Source organism: Sphingomonas kyeonggiensis, from assembly GCF_030812785.1.
GTDB lineage: Bacteria > Pseudomonadota > Alphaproteobacteria > Sphingomonadales > Sphingomonadaceae > Sphingomonas > Sphingomonas kyeonggiensis_B.
Genome location: NZ_JAUSTJ010000001.1, coordinates 545524 through 566379, shown reverse-complemented (window position 1 = coordinate 566379; position 20856 = coordinate 545524). Strand labels below are relative to the sequence as shown.

Annotated in this window: 23 protein-coding genes; 15 read left to right on the top strand and 8 right to left on the bottom strand. The window is 68.2% G+C overall.

The genetic code is table 11. From position 1 onward, the window contains the following. Positions 1-3: 3 nt before the first annotated feature. From J2W22_RS02750 to flgB, 7 genes are read right to left on the bottom strand one after another with little or no spacing between them, the layout of a single operon-like run. Positions 4-702, bottom strand: coding sequence for a flagellar basal body L-ring protein FlgH (locus J2W22_RS02750; protein ID WP_307116733.1), 699 nt, complete (start codon positions 700-702; stop codon positions 4-6). Between the two features lie 11 nt (positions 703-713). Continuing rightward, entirely contained in the window at positions 714-1502 is a 789-nt protein-coding gene (flgG, locus tag J2W22_RS02745; RefSeq protein WP_307116732.1) for a flagellar basal-body rod protein FlgG, read from the bottom strand. A 15-nt stretch (positions 1503-1517) separates the two neighbouring features. Next, entirely contained in the window at positions 1518-2261 is a 744-nt protein-coding gene (flgF, locus tag J2W22_RS02740) for a flagellar basal-body rod protein FlgF (protein WP_307116731.1), read from the bottom strand. A 26-nt stretch (positions 2262-2287) separates the two neighbouring features. Beyond that, a complete protein-coding gene (locus J2W22_RS02735) occupies positions 2288-3595 on the bottom strand; it encodes a flagellar hook protein FlgE (protein WP_307116730.1) in 1308 nt (435 codons plus the stop codon). Between the two features lie 27 nt (positions 3596-3622). Next, the gene (locus tag J2W22_RS02730) at positions 3623-4330 is read right to left on the bottom strand and encodes a flagellar hook assembly protein FlgD (RefSeq protein ID WP_307116729.1); all 708 of its coding nucleotides are present in this window, start codon (positions 4328-4330) and stop codon (positions 3623-3625) included. Between the two features lie 2 nt (positions 4331-4332). After that, positions 4333-4743: a flagellar basal body rod protein FlgC gene (gene flgC, locus J2W22_RS02725; RefSeq protein WP_307116728.1), complete on the bottom strand. Its 411-nt coding sequence runs from the start codon at positions 4741-4743 to the stop codon at positions 4333-4335. Between the two features lie 3 nt (positions 4744-4746). Then, on the bottom strand, positions 4747-5100 hold the full coding sequence (gene flgB / locus J2W22_RS02720) for a flagellar basal body rod protein FlgB (protein ID WP_307116727.1): 354 nt from the start codon (positions 5098-5100) through the stop codon (positions 4747-4749). Positions 5101-5329: 229 nt separating this feature from the next. Here flgB and J2W22_RS02715 point away from each other — a divergent pair, with 229 nt between their 5' ends. The 9 genes from J2W22_RS02715 (at position 5330) to J2W22_RS02675 (ending at position 13205) form a co-directional block, all read left to right on the top strand. Further along, positions 5330-5992: a MotA/TolQ/ExbB proton channel family protein gene (locus J2W22_RS02715; protein WP_373422929.1), complete on the top strand. Its 663-nt coding sequence runs from the start codon at positions 5330-5332 to the stop codon at positions 5990-5992. Next, positions 5989-6495, top strand: coding sequence for a flagellar motor protein MotB (locus J2W22_RS02710; RefSeq protein WP_307116725.1), 507 nt, complete (start codon positions 5989-5991; stop codon positions 6493-6495). The genes J2W22_RS02715 and J2W22_RS02710 overlap by 4 nt, the downstream gene beginning before the upstream one ends. Then, positions 6492-7022, top strand: coding sequence for a flagella basal body P-ring formation protein FlgA (locus tag J2W22_RS02705; RefSeq protein ID WP_307116724.1), 531 nt, complete (start codon positions 6492-6494; stop codon positions 7020-7022). The genes J2W22_RS02710 and J2W22_RS02705 overlap by 4 nt, the downstream gene beginning before the upstream one ends. Positions 7023-7089: 67 nt before the next feature. Then, on the top strand, positions 7090-7383 hold the full coding sequence (gene flgM, locus J2W22_RS02700) for a flagellar biosynthesis anti-sigma factor FlgM (protein ID WP_307116723.1): 294 nt from the start codon (positions 7090-7092) through the stop codon (positions 7381-7383). Next, on the top strand, positions 7370-7681 hold the full coding sequence (locus J2W22_RS02695) for a flagellar protein FlgN (protein ID WP_307116722.1): 312 nt from the start codon (positions 7370-7372) through the stop codon (positions 7679-7681). The genes flgM and J2W22_RS02695 overlap by 14 nt, the downstream gene beginning before the upstream one ends. Positions 7682-7766: 85 nt before the next feature. Next, complete coding sequence (locus J2W22_RS02690) at positions 7767-8654, top strand: lytic transglycosylase domain-containing protein (RefSeq protein ID WP_307116721.1); 888 nt, start codon at positions 7767-7769, stop codon at positions 8652-8654. A 6-nt stretch (positions 8655-8660) separates the two neighbouring features. Next, the gene (gene flhA, locus J2W22_RS02685) at positions 8661-10742 is read left to right on the top strand and encodes a flagellar biosynthesis protein FlhA (RefSeq protein ID WP_307116720.1); all 2082 of its coding nucleotides are present in this window, start codon (positions 8661-8663) and stop codon (positions 10740-10742) included. A 29-nt stretch (positions 10743-10771) separates the two neighbouring features. Beyond that, positions 10772-11506, top strand: a complete 735-nt coding sequence (locus J2W22_RS02680) for a sigma-70 family RNA polymerase sigma factor (protein WP_307116719.1) — start codon at positions 10772-10774, stop codon at positions 11504-11506. 343 nt (positions 11507-11849) lie between these two features. Further along, positions 11850-13205 carry a M28 family metallopeptidase gene (locus J2W22_RS02675; RefSeq protein WP_307116718.1) on the top strand — a complete coding sequence of 452 codons (1356 nt, stop codon included), beginning with the start codon at positions 11850-11852 and terminating at the stop codon, positions 13203-13205. A gap of 159 nt (positions 13206-13364) precedes the next feature. On the opposite strand, the gene J2W22_RS02670 is transcribed toward J2W22_RS02675, so the two are convergent. Beyond that, a complete protein-coding gene (locus J2W22_RS02670; protein ID WP_307116717.1) occupies positions 13365-14258 on the bottom strand; it encodes a flagellin N-terminal helical domain-containing protein in 894 nt (297 codons plus the stop codon). 223 nt (positions 14259-14481) lie between these two features. On the opposite strand from J2W22_RS02670, the gene J2W22_RS02665 reads away from it, so the two are divergent. Genes J2W22_RS02665 through J2W22_RS02640 form a run of 6 tightly spaced genes read left to right on the top strand, consistent with a single transcriptional unit; the run spans position 14482 to position 20854 of the window. Then, entirely contained in the window at positions 14482-15738 is a 1257-nt protein-coding gene (locus tag J2W22_RS02665; RefSeq protein ID WP_307116716.1) for a sigma-54 interaction domain-containing protein, read from the top strand. After that, entirely contained in the window at positions 15735-16106 is a 372-nt protein-coding gene (gene fliE / locus J2W22_RS02660; protein ID WP_183999184.1) for a flagellar hook-basal body complex protein FliE, read from the top strand. The genes J2W22_RS02665 and fliE overlap by 4 nt, the downstream gene beginning before the upstream one ends. A 3-nt stretch (positions 16107-16109) precedes the next feature. After that, positions 16110-17795 carry a flagellar basal-body MS-ring/collar protein FliF gene (gene fliF / locus J2W22_RS02655; protein ID WP_307116715.1) on the top strand — a complete coding sequence of 562 codons (1686 nt, stop codon included), beginning with the start codon at positions 16110-16112 and terminating at the stop codon, positions 17793-17795. After that, positions 17792-18808: a flagellar motor switch protein FliG gene (gene fliG, locus J2W22_RS02650; protein ID WP_307116714.1), complete on the top strand. Its 1017-nt coding sequence runs from the start codon at positions 17792-17794 to the stop codon at positions 18806-18808. Before fliF ends, fliG begins: the two co-directional genes overlap by 4 nt. Continuing rightward, positions 18801-19532, top strand: a complete 732-nt coding sequence (locus J2W22_RS02645; protein WP_307116713.1) for a FliH/SctL family protein — start codon at positions 18801-18803, stop codon at positions 19530-19532. The genes fliG and J2W22_RS02645 overlap by 8 nt, the downstream gene beginning before the upstream one ends. Then, positions 19526-20854, top strand: a complete 1329-nt coding sequence (locus J2W22_RS02640; protein WP_307116712.1) for a FliI/YscN family ATPase — start codon at positions 19526-19528, stop codon at positions 20852-20854. The genes J2W22_RS02645 and J2W22_RS02640 overlap by 7 nt, the downstream gene beginning before the upstream one ends. Positions 20855-20856 lie beyond the last annotated feature (2 nt).

Genomic DNA, 20856 nt, shown 5'->3' with positions numbered 1-20856 from the left:
GGCTTAGAAGGGGCTGATCACGGAGAAGAACCGGCTCAGCCAGCCCTGGCGGCTGGCGCGGGCGACGTCGCCCTTGCCGGTATAGGCGATGCGGGCATCGGCGACGCGGGTGGAAAGCACGCGGTTGTTCGCGTCGATGTCGGCCACGCGCACGATGCCCTTGATCTGGACGAACTCGTCGCCGCGGTTGAGCGTCACGCGCTTCTGGCCCTGCACCAGCATCGTGCCGTTGGGATAGACCGCAGCGACCGTGACGCTGACTTCGCCCGACAGCGCATTGGCCTGGTCGGCGGCGCCGGTGCCGTTGAAGTTGCGCTTGCCGCTGACGCTGGCATCGCTCTCCTTGAACAGCGAGAGCGCGCCGGTGCTTGGCGGGGTCAGGCCGAAGCCGCCGCCGCTGTCGAGCTTGGTGCCGGCAGACTTGGAGGCGGCGGTCTTCTCGACCAGCAGGATCGACAGCGGATCGCCGACACGGCGGGCGCGCTGGCCTTCGTAGAGCGCGGCATAGCCGTCGTTCGCCTGGAAGATGCTGCCATTCGCCGGCTGCTGCGGGGCGACGGGGGCGGGAAGCGTCGCGGAGAAATCCTCCTTGGGCTTCTTCTTGCCGCCGATGCCGAGGAACTGCGCCTGGGCAGGCGTCGCGGTGAAGGCGAGCCCGGCGGCGAGCAGCGTGGCGGAGGCGAGCGTGGAGAGATGCTTCATGATCTGCCACCTCAGATGTTCTGGTTGACGTATTTGAGCATCTCGTCGGTCGCCGAGATCATCTTCGAATTGACCTCATAGGCGCGCTGCGTCTCGATCATGTCGACCAGCTCCTCGACGACGTTGACGTTCGAGCCTTCGAGCATGCCCTGGCGGATCGTGCCGCGGCCATCGATGCCGGCATTGCCGAGCGCGACGGTACCGCTGGCGGGCGTCTCGATCAGGTAATTGTCGCCCACTGCCTGCAGGCCCGCCGGATTGGGGAAGCTCGCCACCTGGATCTGGCCGATCTGGGTGAGGTCGGTCTGGTTCGGCATCTGTGCCGAGACGGTGCCGTCGCTGCCGACGGTGACCGAGATCGCACCTTCGGGAATGGTGACGCCGGGCATCACCTGATAGCCCTCGGAGGTGACCAACTGGCCCTCCGGCGAGCGCGAGAAATTGCCCGCGCGGGTATAGCCGAGGCTGCCGCCGGGCAGCTGGATCTGGAAATAGCCGTTGCCGTCGATCGCCATGTCCAGACCATTACCGGTGGTCTGCAGCGATCCCTGGGTCTCGATGCGCTGGGTGCCCTGGGTGCGCACGCCGGTGCCGAGGTTGAGGCCGGTCGCGTACTTCGTCTCCGCGGTCGAGGCGGCGCCCGGCGCGGTGATCACCTGATAGGCGAGCGTCTCGAAACTGGCGCGGTCCTTCTTGAACGCCGTGGTGTTCACGTTGGCCAGGTTGTTCGAGATGACCCGCATGCGCGTGTCCTGGGCGTCGAGACCCGTGCGCGCGATGTGCAATGCTGCCGAACCCATCGGTCTTACTCCCTATCAGGACGGCATCCGCATCAGCGATGCGGTGCTCTCGTCCATGTTCTTGGCTTCCTTGAGCAGGTTGGCCTGCACTTCGTAGGCGCGCTGGTTCTCGATCATGTCGACCAGCGCCTGCGTCAGGTTCACGTTCGATTGCTCGAGCGAACCGGAAGTCACTTTCGCGTCCATGTCCTCGGGCAGCACGCCGCCGCCCTTCACATGAAGGAGATTGTCCAGCCCCTTGGCGGTCTGCGTGCCGTCGGTGCTGACCAGCTTGATCTTGCCGACTTCCTGCGGCTGCGTCGGATCGCCGCCGCGCGGCACGATCGAGACGGTGCCGTCCTCGGCAATCGAAACCTTGTCGGCGGGCGGCACGGTGATGGGGCCCCCCGACCCCATCACCGGGAAACCGTCGCCGGTTTCCAGCACGCCCGAGGGCGCGATCCGCAGATCGCCGCGCCTCGTATAGGCTTCGGTGCCATCGGTGGCCTGGACCACGATCCAGGCATCGCCGTTCACCGCGATGTCGAGCGGGTTGCCGGTCTGGATCATCGTGCCCTTGCTCCGGTCGAAGTCCTCGACTTCCGCCGAGGCCATCTGGCGCGAATCCATCCCGGTACCCTGGAGGACCAGCCGGTCGAAGCTGACGCGTTCGCCGCGGAAGCCGATCGTCGAGGCGTTCGCGATGTTGTTCGCGATCGTCGCCTGCGCCGACATCTGGCTCCGAAGCCCCGACATCGCAGTGTAGACAAGCCGGTCCATGGGTTACTCCTCCTCAGCCGATCCGATCAGCTGCGGATGTTGAAAATGGTCTGGGACATCTGGCTGGCGGTATCGAGCGCCTTGGCATTCGCCTGGAAGTTGCGCTGCGCCGCGATCAGATTGACCAGCTCCTCGGTGATGTCGACGTTCGAGCGCTCGATCGCGCCCGACATCAGCCCGCCGAAACCGTTGGTGCCCGGCTCGCCGAGCCGCGCGTCGCCCGAGAAGCCGGTGGCCGCCCAGGTCGAGTTGCCGAGCTGGCGCAGGCCGGCATTGTTGGTGAAGCTGGCCAGCACGACCTTGCCCAGCGCCTGGGTGTCGCCGTTCGAGAAGCTCGCCGTCACCGTGCCGTCGTCGCCGATCGTCACGCCTTCGATCTGGCCGACGGGCGAGCCGTCCTGCTTGGTCGAGTTGAGGCTGAACGGGGAGCTGACCTGGGTGGTGCCGGCGGTCAGGTCGAGCTTGAGCACCTGCTCCGAAGTCGCGCCCGGCGCCAGGAAGCCCATGAAGGTGATCGGCGTGGTCGGCTCGGAGAGCTTGCCGGTGCTGTCGAACTTCAGTTCGAACTGCTTCATCGTCGCGGGATCGTCGCCGGCATTGAGCTGCTGGTCGCCGACGAACGAATAGACCTTCCAGCTGCTGGTCGCGTCGGTATCGGTCGGCTTGGTCTCGCGGACGAAATAGTTGGTCAGTGTCAGCGCGTTGCCATTCGCGTCATAGACCGTGGTCTGGACCGACTGGTTGTAGGTGGTCGGGTCGAAACGGTCGAACTTGTACTCGGTATCGTCGAACTTCGGATTGTCCGAGGGGATCGGCGAGCCGGCATTGAGGTTGAGGCCCAGCTTGACGTTCTCGGTCGCCTGGGGCGTGCCGCTGGTCTGGGGCAGGCGCAGGCTGACCGTCGAGGAAAGGCCGGTCGCGACCACCGCGCCCGAGCCGTCCACCGGATAGACCTGCAGCTTGTTGCCCTGCGCATCGACCACATAGCGATCGGCATCGACCTGGAAGCTGCCGTTGCGGGTGTAGGCAACGCCATTGCCGCTCTTCTCGTCACCCTTGACGATGAAGAAGCCGTCGCCCGAGATCGCGACGTCGAGCGCGGAGGACGACTGAGTGAAGCCGCCCTGGCCGAATTGCTGGCGCACCGCCTTCACGACCACGCCCGAACCGACCATCTGGCTGGGGTTCATGTTGGCGGTCGACGCGATGACGTCGGCGAACTGGGTGGTGCTCTTCTTGAAGCCGTTGGTCTGCACGTTCGCGAGATTGTGCGAGATCGTCGACATGTCGGTCTGCGCTGCCTGCAGGCCGGAGAGCGAGGTGAAGAAGGACATTTTCCGTTACTCCTAGGAAAAATTGATTCAGCCGACCTGCCAGACGGCGTCGGTGGAGACGTTGCCGATCTCGGGAAGCGTGAGGACGGGCTTGCCGTCCGATCCCATCGAGACCGCGGTGACCGGTGCCCAGACCAGCGGATAGCCCTTGACGTTGCCGGTACCGTCGGTGGCGGTGACGCTGACGGTGAACGGGCCGGCGCCGGCGTCCGCGCCGGTATCGGTCTTGCCGTCCCAGTCCCAGGCGACCGCGCCCTTGGTCTCCTTGCCCATCTCGATGGTCTTGAGCGTGTTGCCGTCCTTGTCCTTGATGGTGACGGTGACGTTGGTCGCGTCCTTCTCCAGCGCGACGGCGCCGGCGAGGCCGCCGGTGGTGCGCGGATAGGCGGTCGAGCCCTGGACGAGCACGTTCTTGCCGACATAGCCGATCGCGTCGTTGAGCGAGGTCGAGCCGAGCTGGCCGGCGATCGTCTTCAGCGTCGAGCTCATCTCGGTGATGCCGGAAAGCGACGAGAACTGCGCCATCTGGGCGACCATCTGGCTGTTGTCGACCGGCTGGAACGGATCCTGGTTCTTCAGCTGCGCGGTCATCAGCGCGAGGAAGTCGGACACGCCCATGTCGGTCTTGCCGAGCCGCGAGGTGTCCTTGGTGTCGAGCGTGGTGCCGCTCGTCGTGCTCGAGGTGTTGTACCGGGGGATGCCCAGGTTCTGCAGTGCACTATCGAAATCGCTCATGATCAGCGGCCCAGCTTGAGGGTGTCGACGATGAGCTGCTTGGCAGTCTGCATCACTTCGACGTTGTTCTGGTAGTTCCGGGCGGTCTCCATCATGTCGACCAGCTCCCGGGTCTCGTCCACAGCGGCTTCCCAGACATTGCCGTCCTTGTCGGCCATCGGGTTGCCCGGATCGTAGTGCTTGGTCGGCTCGGAGCCGGCGGTGACGACCTGCTCGACATCGACGGTCGACATGCCGCTCGCTTGGTCGAAGGCGGTGCGGAACACCGGCTTGATCGTGCGATAGGCGGCGTCCGGGCTCGATGCGACGGTACCGACATTGGCCAGGTTGGAGGCCGTGGTGTTCATCCGCACCAGCTGCGCGCTCATCGCGCGGCCGGAGACCTGGAAGATCGAAAGCGGCTGGTCGCCCATCTCTTACTCTCCCTTCAGAGCGCGCGTGATCTGGCCGATGCGGCCGTTCAGGAACGACAGCGTCGTCTGATAGGCGACGGCGTTCTCGGCGAAGGCGGTCTGCTCGGTGGTCAGCTCGACGGTGTTGCCGTCGGCCGAGGGCTGGAGCGGCACGCGGTAGAGCGTGTTGGCGTCGATCGCGCCGTCGATCGAGCCGCCCGCAGCGGTGGCGCCGTTGAGCGCCGCGCGGAAGTCGATGTCCTTCGCCTTGTACCCGGGGGTCGAGGCGTTCGCGATGTTCGACGCGAGCATGCCCATGCGCTGCGAGCGCACGGCAAGCGCGGTGCCATGTACGCCGAAGAGGTTGTCATTGGGCATTGCACGTCTCCCGCACAAAAGTTCGCCGGAAAGGCTTGTGGGCTTCTCTGCAACCGCCGTGCCAATTTGGCCGGAGAGGCGAAAAAACCGCCTTTCCTCTGAGGAGCGGCAAGCGGCGGCAGGTTTTTGCCGGTGTGTCGGCAGCTGCTTGCCGGGTTTGCGGGGCCGGATTGCCGCCCTCTGAGGGGAGGGCAATTGGCCCGCCTCTTGCACCCACACGGGCATGGATATGAATGTGCTTCCTGCCCTGGGGACCTTCCTCGATCCGATCGCGCTCGCCATTGTCGGCGGGGGCGTGGTGGCCGGCACCGTGCTGCGCAGCGCCTCGGGCGACCTTGCCCGCAGCGTCGCCGCGCTGGGCCAGCTGCCGCGCCGGCGCTTCGATGTGGAGCCGCTGCTGTCGCAGGTCTCGGCGCTCGGCCGGATCGCGCGGCGCCACGGCGTGATCGCGCTCGACCGCTCGAAGATCGAGGATTCGGACATCGCTGCCGCAGTCGCCGCGATCGTCGACGGGGCGAGCCCGAAGGAGGTCGGGACGCTGCTCGAGCAGCGCCGCTGCGCGCGGTTCGAGCGGCATCGCGGCGGCTGGGAAGTCTGGTCCGGCGCGGCCGAACTGGCGCCGGCGATGGGCATGGTCGGCACGCTGGTCGGCCTGGTCGGCATGTTCTCCGCGATGAAGGATCCCCAGGCGATCGGCGGCGCGATGGCCGTGGCGCTGCTCGCCACCCTCTACGGCGCGCTGCTCGCCAATCTCGCGTTGCTGCCGGTCGCCACGCGGCTCAAGCGCCGGGCGCGGCACGAGGCGCAGGAGCGTCTCCGCCTCCAGCCGGCGCTCGCACTGCTCGCCGGGATCGAGCCGGGCAGCGGCCGGATCAAGGAGATAGCGGCGTGACCGCGTTCGACGAGGACGAGCGCGCCCGCGCACCTTGGCTGATGACCCTGGCCGACCTGTCGCTGCTGCTCGTCGGCTTCTTCGTCTTCCTCCAGGCAAACCAGGTCGATCCGGCCAGGCTCGCCGCGGGCATCCGCGCGGGCTTCGGCGCCAGCGAGAGCGCTGCGGTTCCGGCGCCGATGCCGGTCGATATCGCCACCGCCACCGGCTTCGCACCGGGTTCGGCTGTGCTGGCCGACACCGGTTCGGCGCTTGAATGGGCGCGGACCGCCGCGCGCGATCCGCGCACCCGGCTGCGCATCACCGGCGAAGTCGAGGGATCGGCGGCGGACGTCGATCCCGCCACCGGCAGCGGCCCGATCCTCGCCGCCGACCGCGCGCGCGCCGTCGCCGCCTTGCTCATCCGCCAGCGCGCGATCGATCCCTCGCGCATCGTTCTTTCCACCGGCCGCGGCCAGCGCCGCGCCGTCCTCACGCTCGGCTTCGAAGGAGACCGGCCATGATCCTCGCACTCGCACTCAGCCTCGCCGCCCCGGACTTCCAATCGGTCGCGGCGCTCGACACGATCGTCACCCAGTTCACCGGCAAGGAAATCGGCGAGCAGGGCGGAGCGATCGCGCCGATCGACCGGCGGCTCAAGCTCGCCAGCTGCGCCGCGCCCCAGCTCGAATGGCGGAGCGACACGCATGACGCGGTCGTGGTCCGCTGCATGGCGCCGGCCTGGAAGATCTTCGTGCCGGTCGCGGCGGTGCCCAGACCCAAGGTCGCCACGCCTGCGCCGATGCCCGCCAATGTCGTCGTGCGCCCGCCAGTGGCGGTGAAGGCCGAGCCGGTGATCAAGCGCGGTGACGCGGTCACGGTCGAGGCGGGGGCCGCGGGCTTCTCGATCTCGCGCCAGGGCGTCGCGATGAACGACGCGCCTCCCGGCGGGCGGATCAGCGTGAAGATCGACGACAAGCAGCCGCCGCTCCAGGCGATCGCGATCGAGCCGGGCCGCGCCCGCTTGCCGGGCTTTGCCGAGGGCAGCTGAATTTTCCCGTAAAGTTTCGCGCCGCCGGGCCGTTTGATGGGCTGCAGGCATAGCGAGGTTGCAGGCAATGGTGGACTCAATCGGCACGAAGACAGGCGCGGTCACCGACCGTCGCACTGTGCCCGTTGAACCGGCGGCCAAGGTCGCCGCGGTCCGCCCGGTCGCGAGCGACACCCCGGCGGTGCGCAGCGCGGCGGCGGAGATCGCGGGGGAGCAGGCGGCCCGGCCGCCGGTCGATGCCGACCGCGTCTCGCGCATCCGCAAGGCGATCCAGGACAACAAGTTCCCGCTCTCGCCCTCGACGATCGCCGACCGGCTGCTCGCCTTCAAGCTCGATTGGAAGTCCCGTGAACCGTCGTGACGCGCTCATCCAGGTGATCGAATGCCTCCACGCCGAGATCGCGGCGCTGAAGACGAACGACGTCGCCGCGCTCGAGGCGGCGACCCATGCCAAGCTGGCCGCGATCGACACGGTAGCGCTGCATGACGGCGAGGCTCCCGATGCCGAAATCCGCGAGCTCGCCGCCGAGGCGCACAAGCTCAACGAGACCTGCCGCATCTATGTGAACCTGATGGCGGCAAATGTTCGCCGCCGCCTGCAAATCCTTTCCGGTCAGCAGGCGCCTTCCTACAAGGCGGTCGGCTACGCGCTGGCCTGACAGGCGTGCATAACGCCGATTAACCAGAACTGGCACGGTCCTTGCTGCGATAGCCCCGAATAAGGGCAATCCGGATCGGGACCAGATGAGCGTCACTTCGGTCAATACCAGGGCCAGCGTCCAGACGGCGATCGCCGCGGCGAGCCGCAAGACCGGCATCGACTTCAACTATCTGCTCGGCCAGGCACAGGTCGAGAGCGGGTTGAAGGCGAATGCACGCGCCGGCACCTCCTCGGCGACCGGTCTCTATCAGTTCATCGAGCAGAGCTGGCTCGGCGTGGTCAAGCAGCACGGCGCCGAGCATGGCCTGTCCTGGGCCGCCGACAGCATCAAGCAGAACGCATCGGGCCGCTACGTCGTCAGCGATCCCGCGACGCGCAGCGCGATCCTCAACCTGCGCAGCGATCCGCAGACCGCCTCGCTGATGGCCGCCGAACATGCCGCCGACAACAAGGCGTCGCTCGAGGACACCCTCGGCCGGCCGGCCACTGGCACCGACCTCTACATGGCGCATTTCCTCGGCCTGGGCGGCGCCGACAAGTTCCTGAGCGCGATGGCCGACAATCCCGGCCGCACCGGCGCCAGCATGTTCCCGGCAGCCGCCCGCGCCAATCGCGGCGTGTTCTACGCCGCGAACGGCCAGCCGCGCACGCTGTCGGAGATCTACAGCCGCTTCGCCGGCAAGCTCGACCAGGGCGCGGCGGCCGGCGGCGCCACCGGCATGGCCTCGGACGGGCTCGACGCCGGCTTCGATGCCGCCGCCCGCGGCTTCACCGATGGCGAGAATGAAGTCGTGCTCGGCAATGGCGCGGTCGATAGCGACCGGCACTGGGTGCAGAACACGCTGGCCCAGCTCAACGTCTCGCAGGGCCCAGCCGCCGGCGATCCGCTCGGCCGACGCATCGATCCGCTGCGCCCGACGCCGGAAAATGCCCGCCTCGCCTATCTCATGCTCGCGAACCTGGGAGCGTAACCCCTAGTGTCTGCACTTTCGCTTCCCGCAGGGACTGCGCCTGCCCTGAAGAGCTTCGCGCTGCCCGGCGCGATCCTGCTGCTCGTCGCGCTGATGGTGGTGCCGATCCCGGCCTTCCTGCTCGACGTCTTCTTCATCCTCAACATCATGATCAGCCTCGCGGTGCTGATGGTGGCGCTGAACGCGCAGAAGCCGCTCGACTTCTCCGCCTTCCCCACCGTGCTGCTGTTCGCGACCTTGTTCCGCCTCGGCCTCAACGTCGCCTCGACCCGCGTCGTGCTGGTCCACGGCCATGAGGGCGAAAGCGCCGCCGGCCATGTGATCGAGGCGTTCGGCACCTTCATGATCGGCGGCGACTATGTCGTCGGCCTGGTCGTGTTCGCCGTGATCGTGATCATCAACATGATCGTGGTGACCAAGGGTGCCGGCCGCGTCTCCGAAGTCAGCGCGCGCTTCACCCTGGACGCCTTGCCCGGCAAGCAGATGGCGATCGACGCCGATCTCAATGCCGGCCTGATCACCCCGGACGAGGCCCGCGCCAAGCGCGTCGAGGTCTCGACCGAAGCCGATTTCTACGGCGCGATGGACGGTTCGTCCAAGTTCGTGAAGGGCGACGCGATCGCCGGCCTGCTGATCCTAGGCATCAACGTGATCGGCGGCCTGATCCTCGGCGTGGTCAGCCACCAGATGGCGGTGGGCGAAGCGGCCTCCGCCTATGTCCTCCTCGCCATCGGCGACGCGCTGGTCGCGCAGGTGCCGGCGCTGCTGCTCTCGATCGCCGCCGCCGCCATCGTCACCCGCGTCAAGTCGAGCGACGACCTGGCCGGCCAGATCGGCACCCAGTTTGCCAGCTACAAGACCTGGATGCCGGTCGCGGTCATCCTCGGCCTGCTCGGCCTGCTTCCCGGCATGCCGCACTTCCTGATGCTGCCCGCCGCAGCTGCTGCCGGCGTCGCCGCCTGGCACCTGCGCAAGGTCGCCAACCGCCCCAGGATCGTCGCCGCGCCGCCGGCCGAGCCGGTCGATCTCTCGCGGATCGGCTGGGAGGAAGTCACCGACAACATGCAGGTGATGCTCGACATCGGCTATGGGCTCGTGCCGCTGGTCGACGAGCGCCGCGGCGGTCCGCTGATGGGCCGCATCACCGGGGTGCGTCGTCAGCTCTCCAAGGAGCTCGGCTTCGTCGTGCCGCAGGTGCGCGTGCGCGACGACATCAACCTGGCGCCGTTTACATATCGCATCGTCATCGGCGGCGTGGTCGTGGCCGAGGACAATGTCTCGCCCGACGAGGTGCTGGCGATCGATACCGGCCAGGCCGCCGGGCGCCTGCACGGCAAGCCGGTCAAGGACCCGACTTTCGGGCTCGACGCGATGTGGATCGCCCAGGGTGATTCGGATGCCGCCACCGGGCTTGGCTATCTCGTCGTCGATCCGGGCACCGTGGTCGCCACCCATCTCAACCAGTGCCTGATCCAGAACGCGTCCGACCTGCTCGGTGCCGACGAGGTCCAGTCGCTGCTCGAAGGACTCAAGGAGCGCTCGCCCCAGCTCGTCGCGGCGCTCTGCCCGTCGCCGGTGCCGCTCACCACGCTCACCCAGATCCTGCGCGGCCTGCTCGCCGAGAGCGTCCCGCTCAAGGAGTTCCGCCGCATCGCCGCCGCCATCGCGGTCGCGGCGCAGCGGACGCTCGACGCCGACGAGATCATGGAGCTGATCCGTCCCGATCTCGGCCCGCTGATCATCCAGCGCCTGTGCGGCGTGCGCGAGCCGCTGCGGGTGATGACGCTTGAGGGCCAGCTCGAGGCCCTGCTCGGCCAGGCGGTCCGCTCCGATCCGTCGAAGCGGCACACGATCGAGCCCGACCTCGGCCGCCGCATCGCCGATGCGCTGCAGCGCGCCGCCCAGCCGCTGATCGCCGAGGCCAAGCCCTTCGCGCTCGTCGTCCAGCCTTCGATCCGCGTCGCGATCCGCAAGCTGGTCAGGAACGTGCTGCCCGACACGCCGGTGATGAGCTTCTTCGAAGTGCCCGAGGACAAGGCCGTCGAAGTCGTTGCCGTGATCGGCGCGCCGGAGGCGCTGCCCGCATGAACGCTTTCACCCCAGGGAAACTCGACGCCATGGCTTCACTGGCTCTCGATGCACCGCTGACCTATTCGCCTACGCCGCCGCGCCGCGATCCGGAGGCGCTGGTGCGCCGGCATTTGCCGCTGGTTCGCCGCATCGCCTGGCACATCCATGGCTCGATGAGCTCGCTCGTCGAGGTGGAGGACCTGATCCAGGTCGGGCTGGTCGCGCTGATCGAGGCTGCCGGCAGCTTCGAGGACCGGGGCCAGGTGACCTTCGAGCAATATCTCGCCACCCGGCTGCGCGGCGCGATGATCGACGAGCTGCGCCGCCAGGCGACCACCACGCGCGGGGCGATGCGCCGGCGCAAGGCCTATCAGGAAGCGGTATCGATGCTGACCAGTGAGCTGGGCCGCGCGCCCGAGGACGAGCAGGTGGCGGAGCGGCTTGGCGTCACGCCGGAGAAACTGCGCGCCGACTATGCCAATGCCGAGGCGGTGCGCTTCGATTCGATCGACGAAGCCTATTCGGACGAGAGTCCCTGGTTCATGTCCGACGAACCGAGCGCCTTCGACCAGCTGGCCGAGAGCGACCAGCGCGAGGCGCTGATCGCTGCGATCACCGAGTTGCCCGAGCGCGAGCAGCAGGTGATCCAGCTCTATTATGTCGAGGAACTCAACCTCGAGGAGATCGGGCAGGTGCTGGGGGTAGGCGCCGCGCGCATCTGCCAGATAAAGGCGAGCGCGCATGCCCGGCTGAAGAAGGGGCTGGCACGGCGGCTGGGTTGAAGCAAACCCGTCATCCCGGCGAAGGCCGGGATCTCAGGAGATGGCGCGGGGAAGGAGCCGCATGAGATCCCGGCTTTCGCCGGGATGACGATTGGGAGGGGGTTGGTCCCCTGAACCATTCCCTTCTTCTTTCCCCGGCGAAGGCCGGGGCCCAGAGTTGAGAGTCACGCGCCTTGGCGCGTCTTCCCCGCGCACGCTGAGACTGGACCCCGGCCTTCGCCGGGGAAAAGGAAACCAGGTGCCGCAATCGTAACTTTCGAAACTTTCCGCCTGCAGCCCGCTTGCGCCGTTCCGATGCTTGCCGCAGAAATCCGCCCCGTTCGTATCTTGTGGGGGATTTCACGTGACCAAGCATCTGTTCCTGGCCGGCGCGATGGCGTTCGGGCTGATGGCCTCGCCGGCGCTTGCCCAGGACAATTGGACCGTGCGCCCCGAATGGGTCCGCGCGCATGAAAGCTTCCTCGCCAGCGACGCGCTGCAGGGCCGCGGCAGCGCGACCCGCGACGAAGCGATCGCCGCGGCGTATGTCGCCTCGCAGTTCGAAGGCTATGGGCTGAAGCCGGCGCCGGGCATGCCCGGCTATCTCCAGGCGGCCAAGATCATCCGCTATGCGGCGAGCGGCCCGGCGACGCTCAGCATCGGCGGCAAGGCGACTGCGACGCCCACCGTGCTGCTCGGCGCGATCGATCCCATTTCCGGCACTTCGGCGGTGTTCGACGGCGCCGACCCGAGCAAGATCCCGCATGTCGACGTCCTGTTCTTCACCGGCGGCAAGGGCTCGCCGATGCAGATCGTCCGCGCCGCCAATGCCGCCGGCGTGAAGCTGGTGATCGCGCGCGAGGACGATGCGACCCGCGGCATGTTCAAGGGTATCGGCGGCAAGCCGCGCTTGCCGGCCGGGCTCGAGGGCGCGGCGCTGCCGGGCTTCGCCGCGCTTGCCACGCTGCCTTCGGCCGATTTCGATCAGGCAGTGGCCCAGGCCGGTGCGCAGGTGAGCTTCGCGCTGCCGGTGGCGAAGGAGGAAGCCGTCACCACCAATGCGATCGGCTGGCTGCCGGGCAGCGATCCCAAGGCCGGCGTGATCCTCGTCACCGCGCATCTCGACCATCTCGGCAAGCGCCCCGACGGCACGATCATGCACGGCGCCAATGACGATGCCTCGGGCACCACGGCGGTGCTCGAGCTCGCCCGGGCGATGGCGGCGGCGAAGAAGGCGAAGCGCGGGCTGCTGTTCGTCGCCTATGGCAGCGAGGAGATCGGCGGCTATGGCTCGAGCTATTTCGGCGACCATCCGCCGGTGCCGCTAGACCAGATCGTCGCCAATATCGAGATCGAGATGATCGGCGCGCAGGATCCCAAGCTTCCCGCCGGCACGATGATGATGACCGGGTTCGAGCGCTCGACCCTGGGCGAGACGCTGAAGGCGCATGGCGCGCTGGTCACCGCCGATCCCTATCCCGAGCAGCGTTTTTTCGAGCGTTCGGACAATTACTCGCTCGCGGTGCGCGGGGTGGTGGCGCACACCATTTCGGGCTGGGCGGTCACGCCCAATTATCATACCGCGCAGGACACGCTGGAGAATCTCGACATCGCGTTCATGACCCGGGCGATCCAGTCGCTGGTCGCGCCGCTCAAGTCGCTGGCGAACAGCACTGCCAAGCCGGAGTGGAAGCCGGGCGGCCGGCCGGAGAAGAAGTAGGATTTGACGTCATCGCTCCCCCCTGGAAGGGAGGGGAGTCCGTCACCGGACAAGAAAAACCCCGGTGGTAACGACCACCGGGGTTCCCCATGCGCCCCCGAGAAAGGGGTGACCGGCCTTGGTGCCTGTCAGGGGGGTGACACCCCGACCGGCACGCGCTTACTGAAGCAGCTTCAGAACCGACTGCTGGCTCTGGTTGGCCTGGGCGAGCATCGCGGTCGATGCCTGCGACAGGATCTGGGCCTTGGCCAGCGCCGTCGTCTCTGCCGAATAATCGGTGTCCTCGATGCGGCTGCGGGCGTCGCTCAGATTGGCGATGTTGGTCGTCAGGTTGTTGACCACCGAGTCGAGACGGCTCTGCGCGGCGCCGAGCGAAGCGCGGAGCGTGGCGACCGACTTCAGCGCGGTGTCGACGGTGCCCTGGGCGGTGTCTGCATTACCCGAGGTGCCGATCGAAAGCGGCGCGACATAATCGGCATCCGCCGGGTCGGCGCCGACACCGGTGATGGTGCCCAGGTCGAGCGCGTCGACGCTGATCGTGATCTTGTCGGTCGATTCCGAACCGGTCTGGATCGAGAAGGTCTTGGCCGCAGTCTCGTCAGCCTGGACGTCCGTCGGGTCCGCCGGCGGCTTGCCGATCTGGAACAGCGCGTTGCCGTTGAACTTGGTGTTGGTCAGCACGTCCTTGATCTGCGAGGTCAGCTGGGTGACTTCGGCCTGCAGATTCTTGCGGTCGTCGTCCGAATAGGTGCCGCTCGACGACTGGACCGCCAGCTCGCGGACGCGCTGCAGCATGTTGGTCACTTCGTTGAGCGCGCCTTCCGCGGTCTGCGCCAGCGAGATGCCGTCATTGGCGTTGCGGACTGCCTGGGTCATGCCGCGGATCGAGGCGGTCATGGTCGAGGCGATCGCCAGGCCGGCGGCGTCGTCCTTCGCGCTGTTGATGCGCTTGCCGGTCGACAGGCGCTCCATGGCCGTGCTCAGCGTCTTGTTCGCGCCGGTCGAGGCATTGGCGGCGCGCAGCGCCGCGGTGTTGGTCGAGATAACAGTCATGTTCGTTACTCCATGCTCGTCGGCTTCCCATTTACCCCCCTGAACGGGAGCTCGGAGCCGCCAAGCCAAGGAACGGCAGCGCTGCGCCCGGCTTAAGCAAAAAATTTCGGCGCTACGTGCGCACGCGTAGACGCGCCCGGACCAAGATGGTCGCGGAGTACGCAATTTTACCCACCGTTAACCAACCTAGTCCCAAAAGGGGATGGTGTCTCAGGGGGTAACAATGCGATCCATCGTCCCGTCCGCCGCCGTGCTGCGCCAGAAATACGCGCTCGTCTCGTCGTTGCGCGCCCAGGGCTTCGCGGTCGGCACCGGCGAGGAAGGCCGCAACCCGGGTGACCTGTTCCTGGTCGCCGAGGGTGAAGTGCCCCCCGCTGCCGCCCGCACGCTGATCCTGGGCGACGAAGGCAGACAGGCGATCGCGTTCGGCGACGGCAACCCCGCCCGTCTTTCCTACCCGCCCGAGGATGCCGCCGTCGGCGCCGGCTTTGCGACCGCTCTGCTGCGTGGCCCGCACGAGCCGGTCGCCGCTGATCCCGAGAGCCTGGCGCTGCTCGCGCTGGTCGAGCGGGTCGCCGCGTCGGACATCACCGTGCTGATCAACGGTCCCACCGGCACCGGCAAGGAAGTGCTGGCCCGGGCGATCCACAACAATTCCACCCGCCGCGACGGGCCCTTCGTGGCGCTCAACTGCGCCGCCCTGCCCGAGACGATGCTCGAGGCGATGCTGTTCGGCCACCAGAAGGGCGCCTTCACGGGCGCCTCCTCGGGCGGCCAGGGCTTCTTCCGCGCCGCGCATGGCGGCACCATCCTGCTCGACGAGATCGCCGAGATGCCGCTCGCCCTCCAGGCCAAGCTGCTCCGCGTGCTCCAGGAGCGCGAAGTGGTGCCGATCGGCGGCACCATGCCGGAAAAGGTCGATGTCCGCGTCGTCGCCTGCGCCAATCGCGACCTCCAGGGCGAAGTCACCGCCGGCCGCTTCCGTGCCGACTTGTACTATCGCCTCTCGGTCTTCCCGCTGACCACCAAGGCGCTGGCCGATCGCCCCGGCGACATCGCCGCGCTCGCCGCCGCTATGGTCGTCCGCCACGCCGGCGGCCGCGGTGCGATGCCGTGGATTTCGAACGAGGCGCTCGAGGTGCTCAGCGACCATGACTGGCCGGGCAATGTCCGCGAGCTCGAGAATGTCATCCAGCGCGCGCTGCTGCTCTGTGGCGGCCGCACGATCGATCCCGAGCATCTGATCTTCGACCGCCCGGCCGCGCCGCGCCTAGAGGTCGAGACCTCGGGCTCGCTGTCCAACATCGTCCAGATGCACGAATTCGCCGCGATCCGCGAAGTGCTTGCCGAATGCGGCGGCAGCCGGATCGAGACGGCGAAGCGGCTCGGCATCTCGGAGCGCACCCTGCGCTACCGCCTCGCCAAGGCGCGCGAGCAGGGCGAGAGCATCGACTTCGGTAAGGCGAGGGCTTCGGCATGAGCGGTATCGACGGAATCGGCGGCGGCGGCGCGATGAGCGTCGACCGCGTGATGGCGCTCCGCGCCCAGATCCTCGAGCGCAACGCCGCGCTCGCCAAGGCCAACGAGACTCCGGCCGGCACGGTCGCAGGCGCCGCGGGTGGCAAGCCCGCGGGCTTCGCCGCGTCGATGGAAGAGGCCTTCAAGCAGGTCAACCAGTCCCAGGCCCAGGCCGGCGCGCTCTCCGAAGCCTATGAGCGCGGCGAGACCGTGGACATCGCCAAGGTGATGCTCGCCCGCCAGCAGGCCTCGGTCGGCTTCGAGGCGACCCTGCAGGTCCGCAACAAACTCCTGTCCGCATACAAGGACATCATGAGCATGCCGGTGTAATCCATGAGCAACGCCCTCGCCCCCACCGATGCACCCCTGATGCCTGCCGCCGCGGGCCGCCTTGGTGCGCCGCTCGCCCAGATGCGCGGCATCCTCGCCCAGCCTGCGGTGAAGCGCGCGATGCCGCTGATCTTCCTGATCGGCCTGGTCGCCGCCGGCTTCCTCGCCTGGTCGCTTGTCTCGACCCCGCCGCAGCGCATCCTGTTCGCCAACGTCACCGACGCCGACAAGGCGGCGATCAGCTCGGCGCTGCAGGGCGCCAGCATCAAGTCGAGCATCGACGGCTCGGGCTCGATCACCGTTGCCGAGGACGATTACCACAAGGCGCGGATGCTGCTCGCCAGCCAGAACCTGCCCAAGGCGGCGCCGGGCGGCTACCAGATCCTCGACCAGCTGCCGATGGGCGTCAGCCGCGCCGTCGAGGGCGAGCGCCTGCGCCAGGCCCGCGAGACCGAGCTCGCCCGCTCGATCGAGGAGATCGACTCCGTCGCCGAGGCCCGCGTCCATCTCGCCACGCCCGAGGCCAGCGTGTTCGTGCGCGACAAGACCGCGCCCACCGCTTCGGTGGTCCTCAAGCTCCAGCCCGGCCGCGCGCTCGGCGACGCGCAGACCCGCGCGATCGTCAACCTCGTCGCCTCCTCGGTCCCCGGCATGGCGCCCGAGAACGTCACCATCGTCGACCAGATGGGCGCGCTGCTCTCGAAGAAGGGCAACGAAGCCAATTCGGCGAGCGATGCCCGCATCGACTATCAGCGCCGCATCGAGGACAAGTATCGCGAACAGCTCGTCCAGCTGCTGACGCCGCTGGTCGGCGCCGGCAACTTCACTGCCGAGGTGCAGGCCGATGTCGATCTCGACGAGAGCCAGGCGACCCGCGAAAGCTATGACAAGGAAGGCGCGGTCATTTCCGCCGAGCAGGGCGCCTGGACCGGCACCAAGGACGGCCAGGCCCCGGGCGGCATCCCCGGCGCGCTCTCCAACACGCCGCCGCCGGCCAGCACCGTCACCGCACCCAATGCGCAGCCGACGCCGGGCGCGCCGCCCGCCGCCGGCACCACTGCTGCCGGCGCCAGCACCACGACGCCGCAGAAGCAGAGCGACAGCTTCACCCGCACCTATGAGACCGGCAAGCAGGTCTCGGTCACCCGCCAGGCCCCGGGCGCCATCAAGCGCCTGTCGGTCGCGGTGCTGCTCCGCGAGGAATCGGGCAAGCCGCGCTCGACGGTGGAGATCCAGCAGATCACCCAGCTGGTCCAGGCCGCGGTCGGCTACAATCAGGGCCGCACCGACCAGGTCACCGTGATCAGCCGCAAGTTCAACGCCGCCGCCGATGCCGCCGACAAGGGCCCGGCCTGGTACGAGGCCGAATGGGTGCCGCTCGCCGCGCGCAACGCCACCGCGCTGGTGATCGCGCTGCTCGTGTTGTTCCTCGGCGTCCGCCCGCTCACCAAGGCTTTGCTCAAGAAGCGCGAAGAGCCCGCCGCCGGCAACCGCCCGGCGCTGTCGATGAGCGGCCCTGCGGGCGGCGATGAGGCCGGTCCGGGCGCCGCGCCCGTGTCGATCGACATGCTCGAAAGCGCCGGCAACAGCTATGACGAGCGTGTCGGCCTGGTCCGCGGCTTCACCCGCGACAATCCCGCCCGCGCCGCGCTGGCGGTCCGCGACATGATCAAGGCAGACGCGCAATGAACGCCATCCGCAGCTTCAACGGCGTCGAACGCGCCGCCGTCCTGATGATGCTGGTCGGCGAGGAGGAGGCGGCCGCCATCCTCCAGAAGCTCGATCCGGAAGAGGTCCGCTCGCTCGGCAAGGCGATGTTCAACGTCGCCGATGTCAGCGAGGCCGAAGTCGAGATCGTCCTCGACGACTTCGTGTTCAAGGCGCGCGAGCGCACCGGCGTCACCTTCGATCCGGCGCCGAAGATCGAGAGCATCATGACCAAGGCGCTCGGCCCCGAGCGTGCCTCGGGCGTGCTGGCCCGGGTGATGCCGGCCAGCCAGGCGGCCTCGATCGAATGGCTCGACTGGTTCGAGCCCGAGGAGATCGCCGGGATGATCGAGAACGAGCATCCGCAGATCGCCGCGGTGCTGCTCGCCAATCTCGATCCCGATATCGCCGCCAAGGTGTTCGAGCATCTGCCCGAGGTCGCGCAGCCGCAGATCCTGCGCCGCATCGCCAAGCTCGGCCCGGTACCGCCGGAGGCGATCGAGACGCTGAAGACGATGCTCCAGGGCCGCGCCGGCATGGGTGGCCGCAAGTCGAGCGGTGGGCTCCAGCTCGGCGGCACGCGTGAAGCCGCGAAGATCCTCTCGGGCGCCCGCAAGATCACCGAGCAGCGCGTCATGCCCAAGCTCGCCAAGATCGATCGCGAGGTTGCCCGCGCGATCGAGGAGGCGATGTTCGTCTTCGACAATCTGCTCGAGCTCGACGACAAGAACCTGTCGACCCTGATCCGCAACATCGACACCAATATCCTGGTCAAGTCGCTGAAGGGCGTCGAGGAAGAGGTCCGCGAGCGTTTCCTCGGCTGCATGTCGAGCCGTGCCGCCGACGGCATCCGCGACGAGATGGAGTCGCTCGGCCCGATGAAGATGGCCGATGTGCTCGATGCGCAGAAGGCGATGATCGCGATTGCGCGCGGGCTGGTGAAGGACGGCACGATCCAGATGCCGTCAAAGGGCGGGGACGACGACTATGTCTGATTTCGCGCCGGGCTTTTCCGGGCGGATCCGCGCCGCCGAGCATGTCCTGGCCCGTGCCTTTGGCGACGGCGTCGGCTTCGCGCCGTCGGAAGTCGACCGGATCGGCCGCCGCGTGTTCGAGGAAGCGCCGGCCCAGCCGCGCCACTTCGCGCCCGCCAATCCGCAGGCCAACCCCACCGAAGGCTGGGATCCCTTCTCGGCCGATACCCAGCATGCCGCCGAGCCCGGGCCGTTCATCGATCCGATCGCCGCGGCGCACGAGGCGGGGTTCGCCGAGGGCCATGCCGCGGCACTGGTCGAGGCCGAAGCCGTCCGCGCGCGCGAAACGGCCCTGCTCGATCAGGTCTCGGCCGCACTCGCCACCGGCGCGCATTTCGATCGCGATCGGATGGCCGGCCAGCTGCGCCAGACCGTGCTGCACCTCGTCACCAAGCTGGTCGGCGAAGTCGGCGTCGCGCCTGATGTCCTCGCCCAGCGGATCAACGCCGCGATCGATCTGCTTGCCGACAGTGCCGAGTCCGCGCTGCTCCGCCTCCATCCCGACGATGTCGCCTTCGTCCAGGGCAAGCTGCCCGCCAGCGTGTTCCCGGTCGGCGACCCGCATGTCCAGCGCGGCGGCTTCGTGATCGAGAGCGCATCGACCATCGTCGAGGACGGCCCCGATCTGTGGCTCGAGCAGCTCGCCCAGGCGATCGATCGCGTGCCGATTCCGCCCGTATGCTGAACCTGTTCACCGAAGACTATCTGGAGGGCCTGCGCTGCGGCGATTTCGCGCCGCGCCCGCGCATCTCCGGCCGCCTCTCGTCCTATGACGGGCTGCTGATGGAGGCCGTCGGCCTGCAGCTGCCGGTCGGCACTGTCTGCGCGATCGGCGATGGCGAGAGCCGGGTCGAGGCCGAGGTGATCGGCTTTCGCTCGGGCAAGACGCTGCTGATGAACCTGGGCGGGCCCGCTGCCCTGCTCCCCAACGCCCCGGTCCGCCCGATCGGCGCGCCGGGCGAGGCGGAAGTCGGTGCCGCGATGCTCGGCCGCGTCGTCGACGGCTCGGGCAAGCCTATCGACGGGCTCGGCCCGATCCGCGGCGCGGGCAAGTGGCCGCTCGCCGGCAAGCTCCAGTCGCCGCTCGACCGTGGAAGGGTTCTTCAGCCGCTCGATGTCGGCGTCCGCGCGATCAACGGGCTGCTCACCATCGGCCAGGGCCAGCGCGTCGGCATCATGGCCGGCTCGGGCGTCGGCAAGTCGGTGCTGCTCGGCATGATGGTGCGTGCGGCGCAAGCCGACATGATCGTCATCGGGCTGATCGGCGAGCGCTCGCGCGAAGTCGCCGACTTCCTCGAGACCAAGGTGGCCGGCGCCGCCCGTGCGCGCTCGGTGGTCGTCGCGGTGCCTGCCAATCACTCGCCGGTGCTGCGCATCCGCGGCGCGCTGCGCGCCACCGCCATTGCCGAGGCGTTCCGCGCCGAGGGCAAGAAGGTCCTCCTCATCATGGATTCGCTCACCCGCGTCGCCCATGCCGGCCGCGAGATCGGCCTGGCGCTGGGCGAGCCGGCCTCGGCGCGCGGCTATCCGCCTTCGGCCATCGCGATGCTGCCCAGCCTGATCGAACGCGCCGGCACCGACGTGCACACCGGCGGATCGATCACGGCGATCTACACCGTGCTGGCGGACGGCGACGACGGCAATGATCCGGTGGTGGATTCGGCACGCTCGATTCTCGACGGCCATATCGTGCTGAGCCGCGCGCTCGCCGAGCGCGGCGTCTATCCGGCGATCGACCTCGGCCCCTCGGTCAGCCGCGTGATGACCGACATCGCGCCGCGCGAGCATGTCGCCGCGGCCCGCGTGCTGCGCCGCCATCTCGCGACCTATGAGGAGAATCGCGATCTCGTCCTGATGGGCGCCTATCGCGCCGGCGCCGATCCCGAGATCGACGCGGCGATCGCCTGCCATCCGGCAGTGATGGAATATATCCGCCAGGGTTCGGACGAGATCGTCACCCTGCCCGACGCGGTGACCGAACTGGTCGGCGTCTTCGGCCATGGGTGATG

What these genes read in the sequence shown, in the direction of transcription:
- J2W22_RS02750 (WP_307116733.1), bottom strand. Translation starts at nt 702, where the DNA reads ATGAAGCATCTCTCCACGCTCGCCTCCGCCACGCTGCTCGCCGCCGGG.
- flgG (WP_307116732.1), bottom strand. Translation starts at nt 1,502, where the DNA reads ATGGGTTCGGCAGCATTGCACATCGCGCGCACGGGTCTCGACGCCCAG.
- flgF (WP_307116731.1), bottom strand. Translation starts at nt 2,261, where the DNA reads ATGGACCGGCTTGTCTACACTGCGATGTCGGGGCTTCGGAGCCAGATG.
- J2W22_RS02735 (WP_307116730.1), bottom strand. Translation starts at nt 3,595, where the DNA reads ATGTCCTTCTTCACCTCGCTCTCCGGCCTGCAGGCAGCGCAGACCGAC.
- J2W22_RS02730 (WP_307116729.1), bottom strand. Translation starts at nt 4,330, where the DNA reads ATGAGCGATTTCGATAGTGCACTGCAGAACCTGGGCATCCCCCGGTAC.
- flgC (WP_307116728.1), bottom strand. Translation starts at nt 4,743, where the DNA reads ATGGGCGACCAGCCGCTTTCGATCTTCCAGGTCTCCGGCCGCGCGATG.
- flgB (WP_307116727.1), bottom strand. Translation starts at nt 5,100, where the DNA reads ATGCCCAATGACAACCTCTTCGGCGTACATGGCACCGCGCTTGCCGTG.
- J2W22_RS02715 (WP_373422929.1), top strand. Translation starts at nt 5,330, where the DNA reads ATGAATGTGCTTCCTGCCCTGGGGACCTTCCTCGATCCGATCGCGCTC.
- J2W22_RS02705 (WP_307116724.1), top strand. Translation starts at nt 6,492, where the DNA reads ATGATCCTCGCACTCGCACTCAGCCTCGCCGCCCCGGACTTCCAATCG.
- flgM (WP_307116723.1), top strand. Translation starts at nt 7,090, where the DNA reads ATGGTGGACTCAATCGGCACGAAGACAGGCGCGGTCACCGACCGTCGC.
- J2W22_RS02690 (WP_307116721.1), top strand. Translation starts at nt 7,767, where the DNA reads ATGAGCGTCACTTCGGTCAATACCAGGGCCAGCGTCCAGACGGCGATC.
- J2W22_RS02680 (WP_307116719.1), top strand. Translation starts at nt 10,772, where the DNA reads ATGGCTTCACTGGCTCTCGATGCACCGCTGACCTATTCGCCTACGCCG.
- J2W22_RS02670 (WP_307116717.1), bottom strand. Translation starts at nt 14,258, where the DNA reads ATGACTGTTATCTCGACCAACACCGCGGCGCTGCGCGCCGCCAATGCC.
- J2W22_RS02665 (WP_307116716.1), top strand. Translation starts at nt 14,482, where the DNA reads ATGCGATCCATCGTCCCGTCCGCCGCCGTGCTGCGCCAGAAATACGCG.
- fliE (WP_183999184.1), top strand. Translation starts at nt 15,735, where the DNA reads ATGAGCGGTATCGACGGAATCGGCGGCGGCGGCGCGATGAGCGTCGAC.
- fliF (WP_307116715.1), top strand. Translation starts at nt 16,110, where the DNA reads ATGAGCAACGCCCTCGCCCCCACCGATGCACCCCTGATGCCTGCCGCC.
- fliG (WP_307116714.1), top strand. Translation starts at nt 17,792, where the DNA reads ATGAACGCCATCCGCAGCTTCAACGGCGTCGAACGCGCCGCCGTCCTG.
- J2W22_RS02645 (WP_307116713.1), top strand. Translation starts at nt 18,801, where the DNA reads ATGTCTGATTTCGCGCCGGGCTTTTCCGGGCGGATCCGCGCCGCCGAG.
- J2W22_RS02640 (WP_307116712.1), top strand. Translation starts at nt 19,526, where the DNA reads ATGCTGAACCTGTTCACCGAAGACTATCTGGAGGGCCTGCGCTGCGGC.